18 protein-coding genes, 1 pseudogene, 1 riboswitch and 1 other annotated feature are annotated in these 25,976 nt (G+C 28.2%); of the genes and pseudogenes, 4 read left to right on the top strand and 15 right to left on the bottom strand.

Going from position 1 to position 25,976, the window contains the following annotated elements:
* Positions 1-15: 15 nt before the first annotated feature.
* From thiC to K0040_RS09165, 4 genes are all read right to left on the bottom strand, one after another.
* A complete protein-coding gene (gene thiC, locus K0040_RS09180; RefSeq protein WP_228108602.1) occupies positions 16-1,320 on the bottom strand; it encodes a phosphomethylpyrimidine synthase ThiC in 1,305 nt (434 codons plus the stop codon).
* Between the two features lie 179 nt (positions 1,321-1,499).
* A riboswitch (TPP riboswitch) is annotated at positions 1,500-1,601 on the bottom strand.
* Positions 1,602-1,865: 264 nt separating this feature from the next.
* On the bottom strand, positions 1,866-3,092 hold the full coding sequence (gene sstT, locus K0040_RS09175; protein WP_228108601.1) for a serine/threonine transporter SstT: 1,227 nt from the start codon (positions 3,090-3,092) through the stop codon (positions 1,866-1,868).
* A 323-nt stretch (positions 3,093-3,415) separates the two neighbouring features.
* Positions 3,416-3,697, bottom strand: a complete 282-nt coding sequence (locus K0040_RS09170; RefSeq protein WP_228108600.1) for a hypothetical protein — start codon at positions 3,695-3,697, stop codon at positions 3,416-3,418.
* Positions 3,698-3,760: 63 nt separating this feature from the next.
* Entirely contained in the window at positions 3,761-4,654 is an 894-nt protein-coding gene (locus tag K0040_RS09165; RefSeq protein ID WP_228108599.1) for an SPL family radical SAM protein, read from the bottom strand.
* Positions 4,655-4,899: 245 nt separating this feature from the next.
* Here K0040_RS09165 and K0040_RS09160 point away from each other — a divergent pair, with 245 nt between their 5' ends.
* On the top strand, positions 4,900-5,370 hold the full coding sequence (locus K0040_RS09160; RefSeq protein ID WP_228108598.1) for a hypothetical protein: 471 nt from the start codon (positions 4,900-4,902) through the stop codon (positions 5,368-5,370).
* Between the two features lie 52 nt (positions 5,371-5,422).
* On the opposite strand, the gene K0040_RS09155 is transcribed toward K0040_RS09160, so the two are convergent.
* Positions 5,423-7,756, bottom strand: a complete 2,334-nt coding sequence (locus K0040_RS09155) for an ATP-dependent DNA helicase (RefSeq protein WP_228108597.1) — start codon at positions 7,754-7,756, stop codon at positions 5,423-5,425.
* Between the two features lie 205 nt (positions 7,757-7,961).
* Here K0040_RS09155 and K0040_RS09150 point away from each other — a divergent pair, with 205 nt between their 5' ends.
* Complete coding sequence (locus K0040_RS09150; RefSeq protein ID WP_228108596.1) at positions 7,962-8,420, top strand: hypothetical protein; 459 nt, start codon at positions 7,962-7,964, stop codon at positions 8,418-8,420.
* Positions 8,421-8,472: 52 nt separating this feature from the next.
* On the opposite strand, the gene K0040_RS09145 is transcribed toward K0040_RS09150, so the two are convergent.
* The 10 genes from K0040_RS09145 to adhE (K0040_RS09105) form a co-directional block, all read right to left on the bottom strand.
* A complete protein-coding gene (locus K0040_RS09145; protein WP_228108595.1) occupies positions 8,473-10,161 on the bottom strand; it encodes an ABC transporter ATP-binding protein in 1,689 nt (562 codons plus the stop codon).
* A 34-nt stretch (positions 10,162-10,195) separates the two neighbouring features.
* Positions 10,196-11,317, bottom strand: a complete 1,122-nt coding sequence (locus tag K0040_RS09140; RefSeq protein WP_228108594.1) for a GGDEF domain-containing protein — start codon at positions 11,315-11,317, stop codon at positions 10,196-10,198.
* Positions 11,318-11,410: 93 nt separating this feature from the next.
* Positions 11,411-11,539, bottom strand: a complete 129-nt coding sequence (locus tag K0040_RS20695) for a hypothetical protein (RefSeq protein ID WP_265588847.1) — start codon at positions 11,537-11,539, stop codon at positions 11,411-11,413.
* A 186-nt stretch (positions 11,540-11,725) separates the two neighbouring features.
* Entirely contained in the window at positions 11,726-12,730 is a 1,005-nt protein-coding gene (gene asnA / locus K0040_RS09135; RefSeq protein ID WP_228108593.1) for an aspartate--ammonia ligase, read from the bottom strand.
* A gap of 66 nt (positions 12,731-12,796) precedes the next feature.
* Positions 12,797-13,045, bottom strand: a binding site (T-box leader).
* Between the two features lie 104 nt (positions 13,046-13,149).
* Positions 13,150-15,762, bottom strand: a complete 2,613-nt coding sequence (adhE, locus tag K0040_RS09130) for a bifunctional acetaldehyde-CoA/alcohol dehydrogenase (RefSeq protein WP_228108592.1) — start codon at positions 15,760-15,762, stop codon at positions 13,150-13,152.
* Positions 15,763-15,988: 226 nt separating this feature from the next.
* Complete coding sequence (locus K0040_RS09125; protein WP_228108591.1) at positions 15,989-16,534, bottom strand: helix-turn-helix domain-containing protein; 546 nt, start codon at positions 16,532-16,534, stop codon at positions 15,989-15,991.
* Between the two features lie 282 nt (positions 16,535-16,816).
* Complete coding sequence (glyA, locus tag K0040_RS09120; RefSeq protein ID WP_228108590.1) at positions 16,817-18,073, bottom strand: serine hydroxymethyltransferase; 1,257 nt, start codon at positions 18,071-18,073, stop codon at positions 16,817-16,819.
* 301 nt (positions 18,074-18,374) lie between these two features.
* Positions 18,375-19,004, bottom strand: coding sequence for an HD domain-containing protein (locus K0040_RS09115; protein ID WP_228108589.1), 630 nt, complete (start codon positions 19,002-19,004; stop codon positions 18,375-18,377).
* A 58-nt stretch (positions 19,005-19,062) separates the two neighbouring features.
* Positions 19,063-20,712 (bottom strand): potassium/proton antiporter, encoded by a 1,650-nt coding sequence (locus K0040_RS09110; RefSeq protein WP_228108588.1) that lies wholly within the window; start codon positions 20,710-20,712, stop codon positions 19,063-19,065.
* Positions 20,713-20,977: 265 nt separating this feature from the next.
* The gene (adhE, locus tag K0040_RS09105; protein ID WP_228108587.1) at positions 20,978-23,635 is read right to left on the bottom strand and encodes a bifunctional acetaldehyde-CoA/alcohol dehydrogenase; all 2,658 of its coding nucleotides are present in this window, start codon (positions 23,633-23,635) and stop codon (positions 20,978-20,980) included.
* A 446-nt stretch (positions 23,636-24,081) separates the two neighbouring features.
* Between adhE (K0040_RS09105) and yidA the strand changes: the two genes are divergently transcribed.
* Together yidA and K0040_RS09095 are read left to right on the top strand one after the other, a co-directional pair.
* Entirely contained in the window at positions 24,082-24,900 is an 819-nt protein-coding gene (yidA, locus tag K0040_RS09100; protein WP_228108586.1) for a sugar-phosphatase, read from the top strand.
* Between the two features lie 269 nt (positions 24,901-25,169).
* Positions 25,170-25,848 (top strand): annotated as a pseudogene (locus tag K0040_RS09095) (HD-GYP domain-containing protein).
* The last annotated feature ends 128 nt before the right edge of the window (positions 25,849-25,976 follow it).

Below are 25,976 nucleotides of genomic sequence, written 5' to 3'. Positions count from 1 at the left end.
TAAGGTGTTTTTTAATTAGTCCATAATGTCTACATCTTCACCTTTTAATATCTTATTTATATTTCTAACTGCGCACATCTTCCCGCACATTGTACAAGTGTCTTCATTTTCTGGTTTAGAATCTGTTCTGTATCTTCTTGCTTTTTCACTATCTATAGCTAAATCAAACATTTTCTCCCAATCTAAATTTCTTCTAGCTTCGCTTATTTCGTCATCCCAATCAGTTGCACCTTTAACCCCTTTTGCTATATCCGCTGCATGAGCTGCTATTTTAGATGCAATTATTCCTTCTTTTACATCTTCTACAGTTGGTAATCTTAAATGTTCCGCCGGAGTTACATAACATAAGAATGACGCTCCATAAGTAGCTGCAATAGCTCCGCCTATAGCAGCTGTTATATGATCATAACCTGGTGCCACGTCAGTAACTAGTGGACCTAAAACATAAAAAGGCGCTCCTTTACAAACAGTTTCTTCTATTTCCATATTAGCTTTTATTTGATTTAATGGCATGTGACCAGGACCTTCTATCATAACCTGAACATTTTTCTCCCAAGCTCGAGTAGTCAATTCTCCAAGTGTAACTAACTCCTCAATTTGAGATACATCACCTGCATCTGCAATACTTCCAGGTCTACAAGCATCTCCTAAACTTATAGTAACATCATGTTTTGCACAAATATCTAATATTTCATCATAATGTTCATAGAAAGGATTTTCATTGCCTGTTAACTCCATCCATGCAAATATAATAGATCCTCCCCTAGAAACTATATTAGTAAGTCTATTAGATTTTTTAAATCTTTTCGCTGTATGTTTGTTAACTCCACAATGAAGAGTTAAAAAATCCACACCATCTTCTGCATGCATTCTAACAATATCTAACCATTCTTTTGCAGTTATTTTCTTTAATGGCTTATTATAATATACTACTGCATCATATATAGGCACCGTACCTATTATGGCAGGACACTCATCTATTAATTTTTTTCTAAATGTTTGAGTATCTCCAAAAGAACTTAAATCCATTATAGCTTCTGCACCTAAGTTTACTGCGTTCATAACCTTTTCCATTTCTACATTCGTATCGAGACAATCTTTAGAAGTACCCAAGTTTACATTAATTTTTGTTTTTAATTTTTTACCTATACCATAAGGCTTTAAAGAGGTATGGTTTTTATTAGCTGGGATTACAACCTTACCTTCTCCTACTAAATTGAGTAATTCTTTAACATCCATATTTTCATATGTTGCTACTTTTTTTAACTCTTGTGTTATTATTCCCTTTCTTGCTGCATCCATCTGTGTTGTATAACTCATTTCATTTCCCCTTTCATTTTATCTTTATAAAATTTTTAATAAAAAAATCTTTCTTAACTTGGCAAAAATTGCACCAAATAAGAAAGATTTTCTTAATATAAAAAGTCATACAATAAATGTACGACCTCTAATCAAAATTAATAAATAATGTAATTAACAATAAAATGTTAAAACAAAATATATACAATATTTAATCTCCCTACGTCGGCATTATCCAAACAGGTTCAACGGGTTTAGAATTTAAAAATTCAATCTCAGCAATAGCTCCCCTAGATATTTTATTTTAATTTCATTCTAACACTATACTATATTTACTTCAACATTATAGATTTTTTTATATAGATATTTAAATATTTTTTATTAACCTCTTCAATAAAATATTTAGATATATTTCTTCATATTTGTATGATAATAATAATTTTATCTAATTATGGTCAGATAAAAACGCAATAACCTTATTGTAAAAACAAAACCATATTGATTTAAATATCAATATGGTTTTAAGTATATTTCCTATTATTTATATTAATCTAAACTTAAAATTATTAAGCAGCTTTATTTTCAGATTCTTTCCTTCTCTTGCCAAACTCTGCCACTGCAGTGTAAAGAACATCAGTTGAAGAGTTTAATGCAGTTTCAGCAGAGTCTTGTATAACTCCAACTATAAATCCAACACCAACTACTTGCATTGCTATTTCATTTGGTATTCCAAATAATGAACAAGCCAGCGGTACTAAAAGCAATGATCCTCCAGCTACTCCTGATGCCCCACAAGCAGACACTGCTGATAATACTGATAATATTATCGCTGTTCCTATATCAACTTTTATTCCTAAAGTATGAGCCGCTGCTAAAGCAAGAACGGATATTGTTATTGCAGCGCCACCCATGTTTATAGTCGCTCCTAAAGGTATTGATACTGAATAAGTATCACTATCTAATCCTAAATCTTTACAAAGTTTCATGTTTACTGGTATATTTGCAGCTGAACTTCTTGTAAAGAATGCCGTAATTCCAGATTCTCTTAAACATCTTAATACTAATGGATATGGATTTTTTCTTATTGATATAAAAGTTATTATTGGGTTAACTATTAAAGCAAAGACTGCCATACTTCCTAATAATACAGCTATTAATTGCCCATAACTTAATAATGATTCTATTCCCGATGTTGCTATTGTATCAAATACTAATCCCATTATACCAAATGGTGCTAAATTAATTACCCATCTAACAGCTTGAGATATGGCGTCAGATACATTTACAATTACTTGCTTAGTTGAATCTGATGAATTTTTAAGTGCAAGTCCAAGAACAACAGCCCAAGTTAACACCCCTATATAGTTTGCATTTGCTATTGCATTTACTGGATTGTCAACAACATTCATTAATAAAGCTTTTAGTACTTCGCCTACACCTCCTGGAGGTGTCACTCCTTCAGCTCCTGCAGTAAGTGTTAATGTTACCGGGAATAAGAAACTTCCCACAACAGCTACTATACCGGCTATTAATGTGCCCACAAGATATAAAGTTATTATAGATTTTATATTTGTTTTTTGTCCTTCTTTATGCTGACATATGGCCGCCATAACTAAAAAAAATACTAATATTGGAGCCACAGCTTTTAAAGCTCCTACGAATAATGATCCTAAAATTCCTACGGGTGCTAATTGTGTTGGCATAGTTAAGGCAAACGTTATCCCAACTATTAAACCAATAATGATCCTTTTTACTAAGCTAATGTTATTCCATTTGTTGACTAGTTTTTTCATTTTTTCTCCCCCAAGTTTTTTTCTTGAATTTATAATACCATCATTCGACAACGTTTTCAAGAAAAAAGCTTATTTCTTGTAAAAAAAATTTTACAAGCATATAATTATACAAGTATTTTAAATTTTATTTAAAGATACATTATCAAACAATAATTAATTAAGCACTTAGTATACCAATATTATAACTAGTTCAATCTTCATTTTAAATAGTATTTTTTAAATCATTTTATTATTTCATGCAACTCCTTGTAAAAACCTTATTCCATTTCTATTTTAATTTTATACAAAATAAAAGGAATGGTTTTCAACCATTCCTTTTGTACCTATAATTTTTCTTGCATATATGTAACCATAGTTTCAACATATTTTGCAAAATCTTCTTCATTACTTGGAAAAGAGTATTCTTCTATAAACTCCATTGTTTTATTTAAAACTAACTTAAAAATAGTTTTTTTATTCTCTTCTTCTAATTCAATTTGCTCTCCTGTTTCCCTATTTATTATAGATTCTAATAAATAATTTGTGCACCCTTGTGCTAAATCTTTAATCTCTTCTATTTCAGCAAGTTCTTCTTCACTTATATTAAATTCTTTTATGTTTGTCATTAATATTTCTTCCCTTCTAGATTTGTATTTGTAATATATCATAAAAAATATATATAACAATAATTAAAACCAAGTTATCTGAGTTCTTTCATAATTATGCTTATAGTCCTTTATAATATCTTCCATTTTATATAAAATATTATATTTTTCACATTCTGATTTAAAAATTTTCCATAAATAAGTTGCATTTGGTGAGGTATTTTCATATACATCTCCAAATGTATTCATATATATTTTATCTAAGTTTTCTCCTGGGAATATTTTTCTCAATTGTTGAAAGTAGTATTCTCTTTGATTATTTCTAAGTGTTACTCCCATGCCATATGTAAAAATAAATTTTCCACCACATTCATGTACTTTTTTTATAATATTTTTTATATTATCCTCATTATCATTAATGAAAGGTAATAATGGCATAAGCAATACACCCGTATATATGTTATTATCACTTAACTCTTTTATAGCCTTAAATCTTTCCTCTGACGTACATACTTTTCTTTCAATTTTTTTGCATAGTTCATTATCAAAGGTTGTGATTGTCATTTTAATTATAACCGGAGAATGGCTTTGTATTTTTTTCAGTATATCTATATCTCTGGTTATCAAATTGCTCTTTGTAGCAATTCCTATTCCAAACCTGTATTCATCGATTATTCTTAAAGCTTCTCTAGTAAGTTTATATTCTTTTTCAAATGGATTATAAGGATCGCTCATTGCTCCCGTTCCAACCACTCCTTTTTTTCTTTTAGATTGAAGTTCTTTTTTTATTGTTTCTATTGAGTTTTCTTTTATTCTTACTCTATCAAAATCTAAAATTTGATAACAGTTGCTCCTAGAATCACAATAAATACATCCATGACAACAACCTTTATATATATTCATATTGTAATTAATTCCAAACCAATGTGGATTTTCATTATAAGATGATATAATTGTTTTTGTTGGTATAAATTCCATTAAACTTCAATCCTTTCTGTTTTACTAAGTATTATATTTATGGATTATATCATAAATATAATACTTAAACATACATTATATAAATTTATTAATAGAGGCTTTGTATATATTCTATAATTAGATTAATTCATTGTGTTTATATGATAAATAATTTTTTGCAATTGAATAAAAATTACCAATAATATTTATACTCAAAATATGGTAATCATTATATAATTATTACTATAATAACTTGGAGGTATGAAATGAAATTAAAAAATTTAATTCATTATAAAGATTTTGATTCTGATAATATTATATTTCACTCTTTAACAAAAAGTACTGATGATGAGATACTAACTTACATAATTAATGTTACATCTGATTTGTTAAATGGAGTATTTTTAGGTGACGATTTTAAAATAAAGTCAAAAGAAAATCTCATGAGCTATGACGAAAGAGATCTTGGAGAATTAGCTACATATATGTGTATAACACCTTTTATCCAATCTACTTTATCAAAAGAAGCTAACTGGCAAGAAAAAGCAACTTCTTACTTAGAGTGTTTTATAGGATATATTATAGGTACTATGGATAAAGAAGAATTTTTAGGTAATTTAATAGAAATGAAAGATATGTTAAATATTTCTAATAAGTTCTATACTGGATTGATTGTTTACTTTAGTGAAAATAAAAAAATTATAACTAATGGCATATTAAACAAACTACAATTTTAATTTTTTATATAAGAAAAACACTACTAATCTGTAGTGTTTTTCTTATGCTACTTTACTCATCACTCCAAAATTTCTTACATAAACCCTTAATATCATTAGGCCTTTTTATCCTCATATAAGGACTCCATTCTTGTGGAAAAAGGCTTTTATATCTATAATTTGAATATCTATTATCTAGGAGTAAAATTACCCCTCTATCCTTATCAGTCCTTATGCATCTACCCACAGCTTGAAGTACTTTTGCCATTCCAGGATAAACATATGCATAATCAAATCCTTTATTATTTTCATTTAACTGGTTCTTTATTATATCTCTTTCAATGTTTATTTGTGGCATTCCAACCCCAACAACAATAACTCCTATAAGCTTATCTTCTGTTAAATCTATACCTTCTGAAAAATGTCCCCCTAGGACACAAAATCCCACATGAGTCTCTTTATTATTATTGAATAAATTTAAAAACTCTTCTTTTTCTTCCTCACTCATATTATTTTTTTGTATGATTACATTCAGTTTTCTATATTTATCTTTAATTTTTTCATAAGCCAATTCCATATATTTATAGGATGGAAAGAACACCATATAATTTCCAATTTTGCTTTCCACACAAACTTTAATATATTCTACTAAATCTTCTATTGTATCTTCTCTTTTATTATATTTAGTAGAAATGTCATCTCCTATTATTATCAGCCTATTTTTTACATCAAAAGGACTTTTTAAACTTATTACAAAATCTCCCTCTTCACTGCCGTAAATATCCTTATAATAATTTAAAGGTGTTAAAGTTGCAGAAAAAATTGTTGTAGATTTGGATTTATTCATTTTTTCAATAATTAAGTCTGAAGGATTCGCGCAAAATAATTTCACATTAGTACCAAGCAATTCATCACTATATATAGTTTTATAATTATTATTGTAAAAAATTGAAATAAATAAAAATTTATTAACTTCAAAATACAAATCCAGTAGTTCAGAGTTTTCTTCATTGCTTCTTGATAAATATTCATCCATAAATTTCATTAAGATATTAAGTAGCCCTATAAGAGATTTAGGCAGTTCCTCTTCAATAACATGTTTTTCTTTTATTAAATTTAATACCTTTGATTTATCTATAAAATATTTTTCTATTTCTTTTGTTGTATTTAATATTCTTTTATCTTTTTTCCCTATTATTTTTTTCATTTTTATAAAAATATTTTGATTTATTTCTCCAGAGTACATACTTCTACTTCTGTCTAATAAATTATGTGCCTCATCTACAAGAAATGTAAAATCTGTTTTTTTCACATCAAAATACCTTTTTAAATAAACTCTAGGATCAAATATATAATTATAGTCACAAATAATTACATCACTAAACATTGTTAAATCAAGACATAATTCAAAGGGACACAATTTATAAATTTCACTTATTTCATCAATATTTTTTCTGCTAAAATCATTATATTTACTTAAAATTTCCTTAAGAACTCTGTTTATTTTATCATAATACCCACTGGCATAAGGACAATAATCTGGATTACAATTAGTCTCTTCCATCTTACATATTTTTTCCTTGGCAGTTATTGTCACACTTCTCAAAATTAAATTTTGTTTTTTCATCAAGCTTATAGTGTCATTAGCTACTTCTCGTGTTATGTTTTTTGATGTAAGATAAAAAATTTTTGAAGTTTTCTCTTCTCCCATTGCTTTTATAGCTGGAAAAAGTGTTGATATAGTTTTTCCAGTACCTGTTGGTGCCATGGCAAAACATTTTTTGCTATCTGCTATACTTTTATAAACTCGCACTGCGAATTCTCGTTGTCCTGGTCTATATTTTGAAAATGGAAACTCTAAATTTTTAATAGATTCATTTCTTGTTTCCATCCATTGTTTCTCCATATTCGCCCATAATTTATATTCATTAATTAACTTAAAGAAAAACTCTTTTAATTCACTTAGTTGAAAGTTTTTTCTCAATATTCTTGTAGATTTATTTTCTATATTATAGTAAGTTACTTGCAAATCTATATTATCCAAATTATTTTGAATACAATACATATATCCATAGCATTTTACCTGAGCCCAATGAAGGGGATTGCTATCTTCATCTATTAATAGCAGATCTTTTGTGGTAGTTTTTATTTCATCAATTATAATTTTATCATTTTCAATTAAGAGTCCATCTATTCTTCCTTCTACTTCTATCTCTACTTCATCAAAAGCAAATTTATGTTTTATAGATACTTCTGAGGTATATTCATCTCCATAGGATTTTTGTACTCTTTGATGACCTCTAATTCCTTCAATCGCTTTAATATTTCCTACAAATCTATTGTCTATGCTTCCCTTTTTCATAATAAACTCAACTAAGCTTCTAACTGATATTTTTATCTTTTTCATAACAACTTCCTTATTCCTATTTTTATAAATACCTATGTTTTATCTTATTATATACAAATTTACTATAAATTTAAAACTAGCACAAATTTATTAACTTATTAATAAATGTAATTTTATGTAACATCCAAGTCCATTGTGTCATATTATAGGATATAGACATTAAAGAAATATGTCTTAATATTATTACAAGGGAGGACAGTGAATTATGAATAAAGATAAAAATTTAATAAATAAAGTTAACCCTTCAAGCGTAAATAATTCTAATGCTTCTATTATAGTTCAATTTACTGTTTATACTAGCGAAGAATACCTATCTGCCTTGTTAAATGATCTTGGAGAAAATAACTTAAATATTTCTGCATATTATATATCAGAAAATAACAAACAACTAAAATTTGTATTTATAGTAGGCGAAAATGATGTTCAGTCTTCAAGGGATGTAAATATTACAAGAAGTATATTAAAACAAAATAGATTTAAATTTGATGAAACAAAAGTAGTAAGAATATCAACCCCTAATAACGCAGGCTTACTTGCATATCATTACAGTGAATTGATTAAAAATTTAACAGTTTATAATTCTTACATTGGAGAAGATGGAAGTATTATATATGAAACTTGTTGCCCAACAAAAACCTTAAAAGCAGTAAATGGACTATCTTAAAAACAAAAGTGATGAATTATCTTATAATTCATCACTTTTTATTTACAATTAATTATGCTGTTTCCAGCTTATAAAAATCATAGAATTTTTCTTCTTTTTTTATTAAATCATTAAAACTACCTTGCTCAATTATTTTGCCACCTTCCATAAAAATTATCTCGTCATATAAACTCAATAATTCCTGACTCATTTTGTGCGTAATCGTTATTAGTGTAAGATTGTCTAAATTTAATAATCTGCTTTCAATATCATATCCAGTTTGCATATCTATTGCTGAAGTCCCTTCATCTAATACAAGGATTGGCGTCTGCTGAATTAAAGCTCTTGCTATGGCTATTCTTTGTCTTTGTCCTCCAGATAAGTTATTTCCATTCTCACCTACAAAATAATCCAATCCCTCTTCCAATTCATTAATAAATTTATCTGCACCACTTAATTCTAATATATTGCTTATATTCTCATTTGAAAATTCCTTATATAAACAAATATTATCTTTTATGTTTTTATCAAACATATATACATTTTGATGAATAACAGAAATCATCTTATTAATTTTTTCTATGTTTACATTTCTAATTTCTTTGTCATCATATTTGATTTCTCCATTGTAGTCTGCATAATATCCAAGAATTAACTTTGCTAAAGTTGACTTTCCACAGCCACTAGGACCTACAATAGCATATTTTTTATTTTTCTTTATTTTTAAATCTACATTTTCAAGAATACTTTTATTCTCTTCATATGCAAAATTTACATTACTTATTTCTATAGATCTGTCAAATGAAGGGTTTTCACTTCCTGTAAAGCTACTATCTTTATAATTAGACATATCATCTAGCCTTTTTATTACAGAAGTCATAGACGTAATCTTTGGAGCATAGCTCATTATCATAATAACAGGTTGAATAAAGCTTCCTGACAATTGAACAATTGCTATCAATGTCCCCATTGTAATATTGCCTTTTAAAACCAGGTATGCTGATAAAAATACTGCAACAAATTGAGTTCCCATACCAAGTAACTGAGATAAAGTTTCGTTTATTACTAGTAATTTATCTGCTTCAAACTTCGTCTTAGCTAAATCTTTATTTTCTCTTTCAAATTCTTCAAATGCATCTTTCTTTAAATTATAAGATTTTATAACATCATACCCACTAAGCATATCTTTAATTACAGTAGTAAATGATGTAAGTTTATTAGAAAGGTTCATCTGTTTACTTTCTAGTTTTTTCCCAAAAATACTTGGTACTATAAAAATTAATAACATGCTTACAAATAAGCAACCTGTCACCAAGGGGCTTAAGTATAGCAATATACCTATCGTTGCTATAAACGCCACTGAAAACTGTAAAACCAATAATAAAGATGTAATGTAGTTTTCTTCCACTAATTTAATGTCATTAGTCAGTGCTGATATATAGTCTGCTGTATTTTTAGAATTAAAATCTTTATAATTGTGATTTATTATACCTGAAAAAATTTTACTTCTAAGTTCTCTCGTTACATTCCTAATGAACATTTTGCTAAGGATATCATAGATAAAATATAATAATCCCATAATTGCACAATATACTAAAGTAAAAATTAAGATTTTTTTAAATCCTTCCATATCTCCATTCATTACCTTGTCTATGGTTGATTGTAGTAATAATGATACACCTACCATTGTTATGGATGATATAACACTAAATATTATTGTAATAAATAATAATATTTTATTTTTTTTTATACATTCCTTCATACATATTCTCCCCCTCTGTATTTCTAACAATCGACTAATGTAATTTTTTCTTTATTTTTTCTTTGTTTATATACATTAATTCATCAATATCTTTAATATAATCATCAATTTGCGAATAATTATTATAAAATTTTTTATAGCCCGTACTTATAGTTAAGTTGTATGATTTATTTAATTTAACATTGTATTTAAACAGCTGAAGATTCACATCTTTAATTATATTATTTATTTGAATTTCATTTTCTTTGTAAATAATTATAATAAACTCATCTCCACCCATTCTACCTATCTTACCTATACCTTTAAAATAATCCTTTAGAAAATTAGCAATATTAATTAAAGCTTTATCCCCTTCATTATGACCATAAGTGTCATTAATAAGCTTAAAGTCATTAACATCCACATAAACAAGTGAAAATGGTCTATTTTTATTCATAAAATTATTATATATATATAGTTCACTCGTCATCCTATTCCATACACCTGTTAAATTATCATATCTTAAAAGTTTTTCTTGAAGATATATGTAATGTATTACTAAAGAGATTCCTACAGATCCCCAAATAAGTAATAGATTATTTAAAAATATTTGAATAATAGCTGCAATAAAAGGTATAGCTTCAAACATAATCAAATTTATATATTCTTTATCTTCTGTTTTTTCTTTATTCATAAATATAATTATTAAACTTATCATAAAGTAAAAATATGTTATAAGAATGGATGTAATAAAAAAAGTACCTCTGCTATATACGTTTATATTGTTAACTTCAAATATTAAACCATATTTATAGCTCAATATACTTATTGAAAAATTTATTATTAATGGTATCATCGTAAGTTTTGACCTTAGCTCCACGTTAAAATATTGCAATAAATATATCATCCATAAAAATGATACCATGGGAGATAATCCAAACCCAATAATATTAATTGTTTTTGTAATAGGCACAAGAATAGTATTATGATGTAATAATAAAATTTTATCTAATATTTCTAATATTATAATTATTATAGTGGTAGTTATTATATAAACATAAGTTTTATTTATTTTTTCATTCATTTTAAATTTTGTTTTATATTTATGCAGCATAACTACCAAAAAAATAACCACAATTATATCTAAATCTATAATTGGTAAAATTTTTTTATACATTTCTCCCCCTCAGTAGTAAGAATTTACTACTTTTATATTACTTTCTTATCTAAATTATATACAAATGTATAGAAAAATGTATTACAAAATTTATTAAATATGATTTTCAATATAGTTGACTACTTTATTTATTATATTTTTTGATATATCTATCACCTTACATTCTCCTGCAGTTCTATATATTAAACAATCATCAGTTTTAAACATTATATCCTTTCTCATATTTCAAATTAAATTTAATATTTTACCTACAAAAAAGTAGTTTTGACAACTGATTTTACGTTATCAAAACTACTTGTTTTGAGCTTATCTCATCATATTTTCACATTTTAATGTAAGCAAAGCTTTTGCTGTATAATATGAGTTTTTATTAAAATTTAGTAATATTTTTTATTAAAAATTTATAAATTATAGTAAAGTTATTCCCGCTTGACTACATTCTTCAATCATTTCTTGAGGCCATATTCCTACTTGCACTTCACCTATATGAGCTTTATTTAAAAAGAACATGCATATTCTAGATTGACCTATACCTCCACCTATTGTATATGGTAATTTTCCATCTAACAATTCTTTATGATAATCTAATTCTTTTCTATCTTCACATTTAGCTGCTTTTAATTGTCTTTCTAATGCCTCTTCATCTACTCTTATTCCCATAGAAGAAAGTTCTATAGCACTATCTAGTACTGGGTTATAGAATAATATGTCTCCATTTAAATCCCAGTCATCATAGTCAGGACTTCTTCCATCATGCTTTTGTCCACTGCTTAATACTTTTCCTATTTGCATTAAGAAAACTGCTTTTTTATCTTTTGCAATAGCATTTTCTCTTTCTTTTGGACTTAAGTCAGGGTACATATCTAGTAGTTCCTGGGAAGTTATGAAAGTTATTTCCTCTGGTAATATACATTCTACCTCAGGATATATACTATGAACATGTTCCTCAGTTTCCTTAAAAACCTCATATAAATCTCTTACAACTTTTTTTAGTGTTTCCATAGTTCTATCTTCTTTATTTATTATAAGTTCCCAATCCCATTGGTCAACATATAAAGAATGTAAGTTATCTAGTTCTTCATCTTTTCTAATAGCGTTCATATCAGTATATAAACCTCTACCTACAGGGAATCCATATTTTTTAAGAGCCATTCTCTTCCACTTAGCTAAAGAATGTACTATTTCTGCATCTTTTCTTAAGTAAGGGACTTGGAAACTCACTGGTTTTTCCACACCATTTAAGTTATCGTTTGTACCTGTTTCTGGTAAAACAAACAATGGAGAAGATACTCTTGTCAATTTTAGCATTTCTCCTAATCTATTTTCAAAAAAATCCTTTAAATCCTTTATTGCCTGTTGAGTTTCTATAACCCCTAAATTTGTTTCATATCTTTCTGGTATTACTAAACACATATTACTTCACTCCTTTTGATTTATTATTGTGATTTTTCCAATAAAAAAAGCCTTTCATCCTATAATAAATAGGACGAAAGGCTAGACTTCCGCGGTACCACCTAATTTAACTTTAATAAAAGTTCAACTTATTCAACGTACTAAATAATACATTGCCAAGTAGATAACGGCTTGGTTCCGACTAAGTCTACTCTCTATTAGATTTCGGTTAGTGGCTCTGGGAGGTTCTTCATTATATACTTTGTACTGGACTCACACCATAACCAGCTCGCTTTAACTCAGCATTATAATTACTCTTCCCTTCATTGCTTTTATTCTTTTTTTAACTAATTAATAGTAATCTTATACTAATAAATAGTATTTGTCAATAAATATTTTTAAAAATATTATATCTCATTATAAAAAAATTATTCTTATTTCTAATATATTTTATTGTATATTTCTTTTAATTCACTAACTAATGGGGATCTTGGATTGGCAGAGGTACATTGGTCATCAAAAGCCTCTAAAGATAATTTTTCTATAACAGAAAAGTACTCATCTTTTCCTATACCACACTCTTTAATACTCGTTGGTTCATTTAATTTACTCATTAATGTTCTTATTTCTTCGATTAAATTTTTAACACCCTCTTCAATACTATCTGCTTTTAGCCCTAGTGTTTTTGAAATTTCACAATATTTTTTATTAGCTATAAAATATTTATATTTAGAAAATGTGGTAAATTTATTTGGCACTTGCGAATTATATTCTATTACATAAGGCAATAAAATTGCATTTGCTTTTCCATGAGGTATATGAAACTGTGCTCCAAGTTTATGAGCTAAGGAGTGATTTATACCTAAAAAAGCGTTTGCAAATGCCATTCCAGCAATACAAGAAGCATTGTGCATTTTTTCTCTAGCTTCTCTACATTCACATGTGTCTTCACCTTTATATGATATTGGTAAATATTTAAATACCATTTGTATAGCTTTTAAAGCCAGTGCATCTGTGTAGTCTGTTGCCATTACAGAAACATATGCTTCTATTGCATGAGTTAATACATCTAGTCCTGTATCTGCAATAACTGATTTTGGTAAGCTCATAACAAATTGAGGGTCCACTATGGCTACATCTGGTGTTAATTCATAGTCAGCTAGAGGATATTTTATATTATTTTCTTTGTCTGTTATAACTGCAAAAGAAGTAACTTCTGACCCAGTTCCTGATGTAGTTGGTACTGCCACTAATTGTGCCTTTTTCCCTAATTTAGGGAACTTATAAACTCTTTTTCTTATATCCATAAATTTAAGTCTTAAATCTTCAAAATTCACATGTGGATTTTCATAAAATAGCCACATTCCTTTTGCTGCATCTATTACTGAACCTCCACCTAATGCTATAATTGTATCCGGTTTAAATTTAACCATTTCCTTAGCTCCATTTAATACTGTATCTACTGATGGGTCTACTTCAACTGCTGTAAATTTTTCTATCATAACTGGATTTTTTCTTTTTCTCAATTGATATTCTATCTTCTTTACATATCCTATATCTTCCATAGTTCTATCCGTAATTATTATGATTCTTTCTGCATTTGGTAATTTTTCCAAATATTGAATAGATCCCATTTCATGATAAATTCTATCTGGAACTTTAAACCACTGCATATTTGTAGTTCTTTTTGCCACTTTTTTAAGGTTGATTAAATTAAGTGCAGATATATTGTCTGTAGTAGAGTTATTACCCATAGATCCACAACCTAAAGTTAATGATGGTATATTTGAATTATATATACCACCTATAGCACCTTGACTTGATGGAGTGTTTATTAAAAGCCTTCCTGTTTTTACTTTATTACTAAACTTCAAAATTATATTATCATCATTTGAATGTATACATGCCGAGTGTCCAAGACCACCAAATATGGTCATTTCAACACACTTATCTATACCTTCATCTGCATCTTTCACTTTTATACAAGCCAATACTGGACTAAGCTTTTCTCTTGATAAAAGATAATTTTCTCCTACTCCACTAATTTCTGCCACCAATATTTTAGTGTCTTTAGGAACTTCAAATCCTGACATCTGTGCTATTGTATAAGCACTTTGACCTACTATTTTAGGATTTAATGATTTAGTTTCACTAATTATAACAGTATTTTCTAGCAATTGTTTTTCTTCATCATTAACGAAATAACATTTATTATTTTTCATTAAAGAAACAACATCTTTGTATATTTCATCTTCTATTATTGCAGCCTGTTCAGAAGCACATATAACACCATTATCAAAGGATTTAGACATTATTAAATCATTAACTGCTTGATTAATATCTGCAGATTTTTCAATAAAACAAGGGACGTTTCCTGCTCCAACTCCTAGAGCTGGCTTGCCAGAAGAATATGCTGATTTAACCATTCCAGGTCCACCAGTTGCTAAAATTATTGATGTACCCTTATGTTTCATAAGTTCACTAGATGCCTCTAATGATGGTTTCTCTATCCATTGTATGCAGTCTTTTGGTGCTCCTTCTTTTATGGCTGCATCTCTTAATATTCTAGCTGCTTCAGATGAGCATTTTTGTGCAGATGGATGAAAACTAAATATTATTGGATTTCTTGATTTTATAGATATTAATGCTTTAAACATAGTTGTTGATGTAGGATTAGTAACGGGCGTTACCCCAGCAACTACTCCTATAGGTTCTGCTACCATCATATATCCTTCTTCATCATTTTCTTCTACAATTCCAACAGTCTTTTTATATTTTATACTGTTATAAATATATTCTGTCGCAAAAATATTTTTTATTACTTTATCTTCAAAAATTCCCATTTTAGTTTCATCCACAGCCATTTTAGCCAATTCAATATGCTTATCAAGTCCTGCTTTTGCCATAGCTTGAACTATTTTATCTATTTTTTCTTGGTCCAAATTTAACATTTCTTCCATGGCTACATTAGCTCTTTTAACTAATTCATCAATCATATTTTCTATGTTCTTTTTTTCTTTTGGATTTTCAGTATTTTTTATCTCTTTATTCATTATGTTAATCCTCACCAAATATAATTATTTTATTTAATCTTGTTATATTTTGATGATTATTGGCATATTTATACCTTATATTCACTTCCACATCTTTCAAATCTAATTTATAATTAAAAATTGACACGCATACTCTTTTAATATAAGTATAAAGTCTATAAATAGTTTAAGGCCTAATATCACTATTAATGATAACCAGGCCTTTTAATTCCTTAATTTTTTATTTTTATAATAAAACAGCAAATATAATTTTTGATTCTAAATCAATATTATTTTCCCATCTATGTTTCATTCCAACAGGAATTTTCACACTATCTTCTTTCCTTAGTTCAAATTTTTCACCATCTAAATGTAAAGTAACCTCTCCTTCTAATATATATGCAATTTCATATCCATTATGATGAATATAATCAGTACAAGATGATGATTTCGGAGATAAATCCATAATGGCAAATTCTAAATTATCGTTTACACCAGGTGCTAACATTTCATATACGACGTTTTCAGCTCCAGGTAGTATTACTTTTTTTCTATTATTACCTCTCACAATTAAATCTTCTTTTATTACCTCTGAAGTAAAAAATGTAAACAAAGGTGCATTCAATGCATTTGCTATGGACTTTAGAGAGTTAACTGATGGATTTGCCAAACCTCTTTCTATCTGGCTTAGTAGTGACGGTGTGACTTCTGCCATTTTTGCTAACTCTCTTATACTTAAATCTTTACTTTTTCTGTATTGCGCTATTTTTTCCCCTATATTTAAATCACTCATTTATATTCTCCTTAAAAATTTATATGATAATTTCTTAATTTTATTTTTTTTTTATTATACCATAATTCTATAACCTCCTAGCTTCTCATAAAATACAATTCATTTTATTAAATCAAATTTAACTCAGTCTTATTTTAAAGCAATATTTTTAATTTATTAAACATTGCTTTAAATGTAAAAAGGTGAGCATATACATTAAGCTCACCTTTTTTATGTTATATATTAATAATTTAAGTAAGAAGTCTATTTGCAAAAATATACCTTCACTGTGAGAGGCTTTTTTTAATCTTCAAAATACCCTTCTGGATATAGAGGAAATTTTGAAATCAAGTTTCTTGCTTGAACTCTACATTCTCTTAAAACATCTTCATTATCTATATTATTCGCAACTTTTTCCATTATCTCGGCAATTTCAGCGATTTCAATATGGCCAAACCCACGTTCTGATACTGCTGTAAGTCCTATACGTACACCACTTGTAACAAATGGACTTTCTTGGTCATTTGGAATAGTATTTTTATTTACTGTTATACCTATAGATTCTAGTGCTTGGTCGAACTGTTTACCCGTTATTTTTTTACCTCTTAAGTCGACAAGTACTGTATGGTTATCAGTTCCGCCACTTACTATTCTAAATCCCCTTCCTTCCAATTCTTTTGCTAAATATTTAGCATTATCTAAAACTCTTTTCATTGTAGCAATAAACTCTGGTTCTCTTACTCTCTTAAACATATTTGCTTTTGCTGCAATACCATTTATTTGTATAGAACCAAGTGTTCCAGGGAAAGTTGATCTATTTAACGCTTTTGCATACTTTTCTTTACACATTACAAATCCGCCTCTAGGGCCACAAATTGTTTTTGAGCAAGAAGATGTACAGAAATCTGCATAAGGTATGGGTGAAGGAATTACGCCAGCTCCTATAAGTCCTGATATATGAGCCATGTCTACCATTAAGTATGCGCCAACTTTATCAGCAATTTCCCTCATTCTTTTGTAATCTATAAGTCTTGGATAAGCACTAGCTCCGGCTATTATCATTTTAGGTTTAAATGCTAATGCCTTCTCTTCAACTTCTTCATAATTTATTGTTTCGCTTTCTAAGTCTACACCATAGTGCTCATAGTTAAATATTTTGCTTACAAAGTTTGCTGGTGAACCATGAGTTAAATGTCCACCATGATCTAACCTCATGGCAAGTATTTTGTCTCCTGGGTCAAGTACAGCATTAAATACTGTATAGTTTGCAGTTGCTCCTGAATAAGCTTGAACATTTACGTATTCACAACCAAAGGCTTCTTTAGCCCTCTCAATACATAAGTTTTCTACTTCATCAGCATATTGTGATCCCGCTTGATATCTTTTACCTGGAAGGCCTTCTTCTGTTTTATTCACAAATACACTTCCCATAAGCTCCAATATTTCTGTTGGTGCAGAACTTTCAGACGCTATCATTTCTATATTGTATTTTTGTCTTTCTAATTCTTTTTCTACTATTGAATATAATTGTGGGTCAGTTACTTTTGTTGTTTTTAACATAATCATTTCCCCCTTAAAATATTTTTAATATCTGAAAAAGCAATTAAACTATTTTTATTCTAAGTATATCCAACCATGTTTAATTATTTTTAATTAGTTAAATTGTATTAATTAAATAGTAGTGTCTCATTTCAATTTTGTCAATTATATTTTAATATTTTAAATCTGGTTAAACACTTTTGACGTATTTTTTGAGTTTACAATTTTCTATAAACAAAAAAGTCTGTTATATTTTTTATAAAACAGACTTTTAAGATAAATTTATATTAATTTGTAATTTTTTTCTTTTTTAATATTATAATTATTCTAGTTCCTGAAAATCTTTTAATGCATTTTTTAGATAAGCTTCTTTAAGTGAGTAATCTTCATTTACTGACCTTCCAAGGGCGTCTGCCTTTGCCAATAGTATCAAATCTTGTGGACAAACTGACTTATTAAATAACTTTCGAGTACTTTTCAACCTGCTATTTTGATTTGCTAATTGATTGGGTTGCATGTGAAGTTCTACCATGTTTAGTACATAATCCTTAAATTCATTATCTTCTTTTCTAATTGTTCTATTTAAAAATTTCCTAACTAATTTTAAGCCGGCTCTTTCATGATTATAAGAAATTATTTTTCCATCTTCTTTAGTTGTAGTTGTAATCACTTTTCCAAAATCATGACATAAAGCTGAATACATAAATTCAATTGGATTCTTAGCTTTATTCTTTAACTTTGCAGCCTCATCTACAACCATCATAGTGTGATTAAATACATCACCTTCTGGATGATGTACAGGAGATTGAATTACCCCTACCAATTCACCTATTTCAGGAAATTTTATATCCAAATTATTATCTTCTTTTAAACTTATAAAATATATAGATGGTTTTTCATATGTTAATAGCACTTCTTCAAGTTCTTCTTGTATGTTTATATTTTTTGTCATAGTTTAAAATTTCCTCATTTATTCATTAATTTTAATTTTCAGACTTATCAATTTATACTTAATGATTGACCATATCTAGTTTATCTATATCACTAATATCAGTTCCTGTTATTACTAATATATCATTAGGAAGTATTTCTGTAGAACCATTTGGAATAATTATTTCTCCTTTTCTCTTTATCATTACTACAAGAATTTCATCTGGTATATCCGCCTCTCCAATTGTTTTATTTGCAAAATTACTTTTAGCTACCACACATATTTCCATAAGTTTTGTACTCTTTCCTTCTTGATACATTCTCAAATTATCAAAATTGTTTCCTGTTACAACTAGTATATCTCCAGAAAGTATTTTTGTAGAACCATTTGGAACAAATACATCACCTTCTCGTTTTATCATTACTATAAGAATATCTTCTGGTATATTACTATCCATAATAGTTTTGTTTGCCAAATTACTATCTTCCGTAATTGATATTTCAATTAGCTTTGTGCTTTTGTTTTCTTTATAGTCATTAAAAGTTTTGAAAACTGAAGATTCATCATCTATTAAATCTAATTTTGATGCAACTTTTGGTATAAGAGTCCCTTGAATGGCAACTGAGAATAGTGCTATAAAAAATATAATATGATATATATCACTATAAATTGGAACTCCATAAGTTAGAGCAAATATGGCAAAAACAATGGATGCAGCTCCTCTAAGTCCTACCCAGGATATAAAAACTTGCTGTTTAAAAGGTATTTTAAACCAACTTAAAATACTAAATGTTGCTAGAGGTCTTGCTATAAATATCATGAATATAGATACTAAAGTTCCATTTAAAATTACATCAGACATTTTAGATGGATAAGAAAGTAATCCTAATAAGAAGAATAATATTATTTGCATAAGCCATGATATACTGTCAAAAAATTCAAATAAACTTTTTTTATGAGGAATCTTACTATTCCCAATTACTATTCCCGTTATATATACACTTAAGTAACCATTTCCACCAAGTAATTCACTTAATCCATAAGATAAAACTGCAATAGCTGTTACAAGTACAGGATAAAACCCTTCTATTTCAAAATCTATGTGTCTTAATAAATATACAGTTAATTTAGATAATATGGCAGCAGATATAATTGCTACTACAATTTGAGTAAATAACATTGGCAGTATACCTGAAGTTCCTTGATTAGACATTAACGAAAGTACAATTATAGTTAGCATATAGGCAAAAGGGTCATTACTTCCACTTTCAACTTCTAATAGAGATGCAATTGAACCTTTTAAATTTAATTTTCGTGAACGAAGTATAGAAAATACTGATGCTGCATCTGTAGATGCAACCACAGAACCTATAAGAAGACCTTCTAACAATGTGGTCTTTAAGATTAAATGACAAAATATCCCTGTAAGTCCTGCTGTAATACCTACTCCTAAAGTTGCCATTAATATAGACGGGATTGCAACTGGCTTTGCCATTCCCCAATTTGTACCAAAACCACCAAAGAACATTATAAAAATAAGAGCTAAGGTGCAGATACTCTTTGTTAATTCAAGATCATTATAATCAATTCCAACTATTCCATCTGCTCCAAATAACATTCCAAGTACTATAAAGATCAAAAGTGTGGGCACCCCGAATTTATACAATGCTTTACTAGATGTAATGCATATTAATATTACAAGGGCACTTATAACCATCAAATTTATCATCTTATCACTCCTTTACATATAATTTTTTTATATTATTATACACAATTATAATATAAAAATTATAAGTTAATAGTTTATCAATTTAACTTTAACTTATTTTTAACTTAGTTTTAACTTAATTTTAACTTTAAATATCTTTTATTGTCAACTTTCGTAATTTTATATACAAAAAACCCTCTATTTTTTATAGAAGGTCTCTTGTTTTGCACAAAATATCAATTTTAAGATTATATTTTTAAGGAATCACTAATTAACCATTTTTATACTAATGTTTTTCTTCTTTTTTAGATTCTTTTAATACTTTTTTAGCTGGATATATATTCTTATATATCTCATGTAGTTCAGTTACTAATGGTAATCTTGGATTAGCTGGAGTACATTGATCGTCAAATGCATCTAAAGCTAATTTTTCAATTGAACCAAAGTAAGTTTCTTTCTCTATACCACATTCTTCTATAGACATTGGCATATTTAATTCTTTCATTAAATTTCTAATAGACTCAGCTAAGCTCTTAACACCTTCTTCAGTTGTATTAGCTTTTAATCCAAGAACTTTTGCTATTTCCACATATTTCTTATCTGCTACGAAAGATTTATATTTAGGGAATGCAGCAAATTTAGTCGGCATTTGTGCATTGTACTCTATTACATGTGGTAATAATATTGCATTAGCTCTACCATGTGGTATATGGAACTCAGATCCTAACTTATGAGCTAATGAGTGGTTTACACCTAAGAAAGCATTGGCAAATGCCATACCTGCCATACAAGAAGCATTATGCATTTTTTCTCTAGCTTCTCTACCTTCAGCAGTATGTCCACCTTTATATGATAATGGTAAATATTCAAATACCATTTGTATAGCTTTCATTGCAAGAGCATCTGTATAATCAGTTGCCATTATAGATACATATGCTTCTATAGCATGAGTCAATACGTCAAGTCCTGTGTCTGCAGTAACAGCAGCTGGTACAGACATTACAAATTGTGGGTCTATTATAGCTACATCTGGAGTTAACTCATAATCAGCTAATGGATATTTAATATTATTTACTTTATCAGTTATAACTGCAAATGAAGTTACTTCTGAACCTGTTCCTGAAGTAGTTGGTATAGCCACCATTTTAGCTTTTCTTCCTAATTTAGGGAACTTATAAACTCTTTTTCTTATATCCGCAAATTTAAGTCTTAAATCTTCAAAGTCTGCTTCAGGATTTTCATAGAATAACCACATACCTTTAGCAGCATCCATTGCAGATCCTCCACCTAAAGCTATTATTGTGTCTGGCTGGAACTTTCTCATTGCTTCAGCACCATTTAGTACAGTGTCTACTGATGGATCTGGTTCTACGTCAGCGAATACCTCTACCATTACTGGATTTCTTCTTTTTCTTAATTGATATTCTAATTTATCAGCATATCCAAGTTGAACCATCATTCTATCAGTTACAATCATTACTCTTTCAACATTTGGTAGTTTTTCTAAATATTGTATTGAACCTACTTCATGATATATTCTTTCAGGAACTTTAAACCATTGCATATTAACTCTCCTTTTAGTAACTTTCTTAACATTTATTAAGTTTACAGCAGATACGTTATCTGTAGTTGAGTTATTACCCATTGATCCGCATCCTAAAGTTAATGATGGAGTATTTACATTATATATATCTCCTATTGCTCCATGAGTAGATGGTGCATTTACTAAAAGTCTTCCTGTTCTTACTCTATTTGAGAATTCTAATATTACATCATCGTTGTTTGAGTGAATAACTGCTGAGTGTCCAAGTCCACCAAACTCTGTCATTTCAACACATTTTTGTACACCTTCTTCAGCATTTTTTACTTTTATACAAGCTAAAACTGGAGATAATTTTTCTTTTGATAATGGATAATCCATTCCAACACCTTCTATTTCAGCAACTAATATTTTAGCATCTTTTGGAACTTCAAACCCTGCCATATTAGCTATTGCATATGGACTTTGTCCAACTATATTTGGATTTAATGTTTTAGTTTCTGGGTTTATAACTGTTTTTTCTAATAATTCTTTTTCTTTTCCATATACGAAGTGACAGTTGTAATGCTTAAGTAAAGCAACTACTTCATCGTATATACATTCTTCTATTATAACTGCTTGCTCAGAAGCACATATCATTCCGTTATCAAATGATTTAGATAGTATTAAATCATTTACTGCTTGTTTTATATCAGCAGATTTTTCTATGAAACAAGGTACGTTTCCGGCTCCAACTCCAAGTGCTGGTTTTCCTGCAGAGTAAGCAGACTTAACCATTCCAGGTCCACCTGTTGCAAGTATTAATGATACTCCATTATGCTTCATTAATGCACTTGATGCTTCTAATGATGGTACCTCTATCCATTGCACGCAGTTTTCTGGAGCTCCTGCTTCTATAGCTGCATCTCTTAATATTCTAGCTGCTTCAGCAGAACATTTTTGAGCTGACGGATGAAAACTAAATATTATTGGATTTCTCCCTTTCATAGATATTAAAGTTTTAAACATTGTTGTTGAAGTTGGATTTGTAACAGGAGTTACCCCAGCTACTACACCTATTGGTTCAGCCACCATCATATATCCTTCTTCATCATTTTCTTCTATTACTCCAACTGTTTTTTTGTATTTTATACTGTTATATATATATTCTGTAGCAAAAATATTTTTTGTTACCTTATCTTCAAATATTCCTCTTCCTGTTTCGTTTACTGCAAATTGAGCAAGTTCTATATGTTTATCAAGTCCAGCTTTTGCCATAGCTGCTACTATCTTATCTACTGCTTCTTGATCTAATTTTAACATAGCTTCTTTAGCTATAGTTGCTTTTTCCACTAATTGATTAATCATACTTTCAACATTTACCTCTTGGTTTACAACTTTAACTTTTTTTGTTTCTTTACTCATTTGAAAACTCCCCCTGTATAATTATAATGTTAATAATGCTCGTTATATTTTTAACAATTTTTTATACTATTTATATTAAATCATCTCGTTTCATCTGTCAATATATTTGTTAAATTTTTATCAAATTAATATATATAATTAAATCCATACATATAACGCCCTTTAAAATGGCTTATATACTAATTTTTTAATTAATCTTTTTTATAAGCAAAAATAAATCATATTACAAGATTAATCTTTTATATAGTTTATTTTTTAACAATCAATTTTATTCCAATGAATTTTTATTGAATTTACTTATAAAAACTTTTAAACTATATATTGTACTTGAAAATTACTACTAATAAATTTCAATAATTAATATTATCAAAAATTATTAATATGTAAGTTTATTAATATAGGTATTTAAAAATAATTTACATTTTTAATATGCAACAGGAGGATTTATGAATTACAAATTAATTGCATTAGATATTGATGGAACTTTAATCAATAGTTCACACCAACTTACAGAAGGTGTAAAAAAGTCTATAAAAAAAGCAAAAGAAAAAGGCGTTAAAGTAGTTTTATGCACTGGCAGACCGCTAAAAGGTGTTGAAAAATTCATAGATGAATTAAGCCTTAAGGATGAGGGCGATTATGTTACTACTTTCAATGGGGCTTTAGTTCAAGATACTTTTACTGAAAATCCAGTATCTCACTTAACACTAAAATATGAAGACTTAATAGATTTATACAATCTAAGCCTTGGAGTTGGGTCTAGAAGCCATTTTTATGACACTAAAACTATTTATACTTTTAATAAAGATATCAGTGATTATACGGTACTTGAATGCCATCTTACTGGAGTTCATTTAAATGTTGCTACATTAGATGAAGTTCCAAAAGATATTGCCATGTCTAAGTTTATGATGATAGATCATCCAGAAATATTAGATGAATGTATAAAAAAAATTCCTAAAGAATATTACGAAAAATATACTATAGTAAGAAGCACCCCTTCATTTTTAGAATTCTTAAATCCAAATGCCAATAAAGGTAATGGTATTTCACTTCTTGCCCAAGAGCTTGGTATAAAGAAAGATGAAATCATCTGTGTTGGAGATGCAGAAAATGATAAACATATGATAGAATATGCAGGACTTGGAGTTGCCATGGGAAATGCTACAGAAGAAATAAAAGACTTAGCAGATTATATTACTCTTTCAAATGATGAAGATGGGGTTGCTCATGTTATAAATAAATTCATACTAGAAGAAAGATAATTTTAAAAGGAACTACTCTATATAAATTTTAGTAGTTCCTTTTTATATAGTATTTGTAGACATAACTATAAAATAATTGTAAAATATTCATTGTTATAATTTTCCAAAACATACTCAAAAGGGGCTTATGTAATATTTTAAAATCCTCTTGTAGCGAAAGCGGATATGTTTTTAGATAGGGTGGAGATGAGTTTATAATTCTTGTTCCTAATGCTGATGGATTAAAATGTGATAAATTAATAAAACAAATTTTAAATGATTACAAATATATGCAACTTAGCATTTCTTTGGCAGCTGTAGTTAAGCATGAGGTTGATGATAATATCTATGATTGCATAAATAAGGCTGAAGAAAAGGTTTATCGTCATAAATTATTAGATAATAAAAGCATTGAAAGCTCTATTATGGATTCTTTACTAAAAAACTTAGAAGAAAAAAACTTAGAAACTAATGAACATGCTAAAAGAGTAACTAAATATGCTTTAGTTTTAGGACAAAAGTTAAACTTTAAAATTTCAGAATTAGATGAACTAATTCTCGTAGCTAGACTACATGATATTGGTAAAATAGGGATTTCTGAAGATATATTACCAAAACCAAGTTCCCTTACTAATGAAGAATTCGAAATAATGAAAACTCATACGGAAAAAGGATATCGCATTATAAATGCCTCTAGCGAACTTTATACTGTTGCAAAGTGTATTCTTACACATCATGAAAGATGGGATGCAAGGGGTATCCTCTCGGTCTAAAGGTGATGAAATACCTTTAGTATTTAGAATAATTAATATTGCTGATTCTTTTGATGTGATGACTAACAATAGACCTTATAAAAATACAAGGAGTAAAAATGAGGCTATAAAAGAACTGCAAAGGTGTGCTGAAACACAATTTGATCCTACTTTAGTACATTATTTCATAGAATATATTAATGGTATAGAGGAATAATTCGAGACTGTGAAGTTTTTTCTGTAAATAGCTTTCTATGATAAGTTTATTAAGGCATGGATATGAAAATTATGTATCCATGCCTTAATTTGAATGTAATTCCAATTTAATTGCATGTCAAGTACACC

The sequence above is a fragment of the Terrisporobacter petrolearius genome, from assembly GCF_020748185.1.
Lineage (GTDB): Bacteria > Bacillota > Clostridia > Peptostreptococcales > Peptostreptococcaceae > Terrisporobacter > Terrisporobacter petrolearius.
The sequence above is the reverse complement of the archived record's forward strand: the minus strand, read 5'-3'. Positions and strand labels throughout refer to the sequence as shown.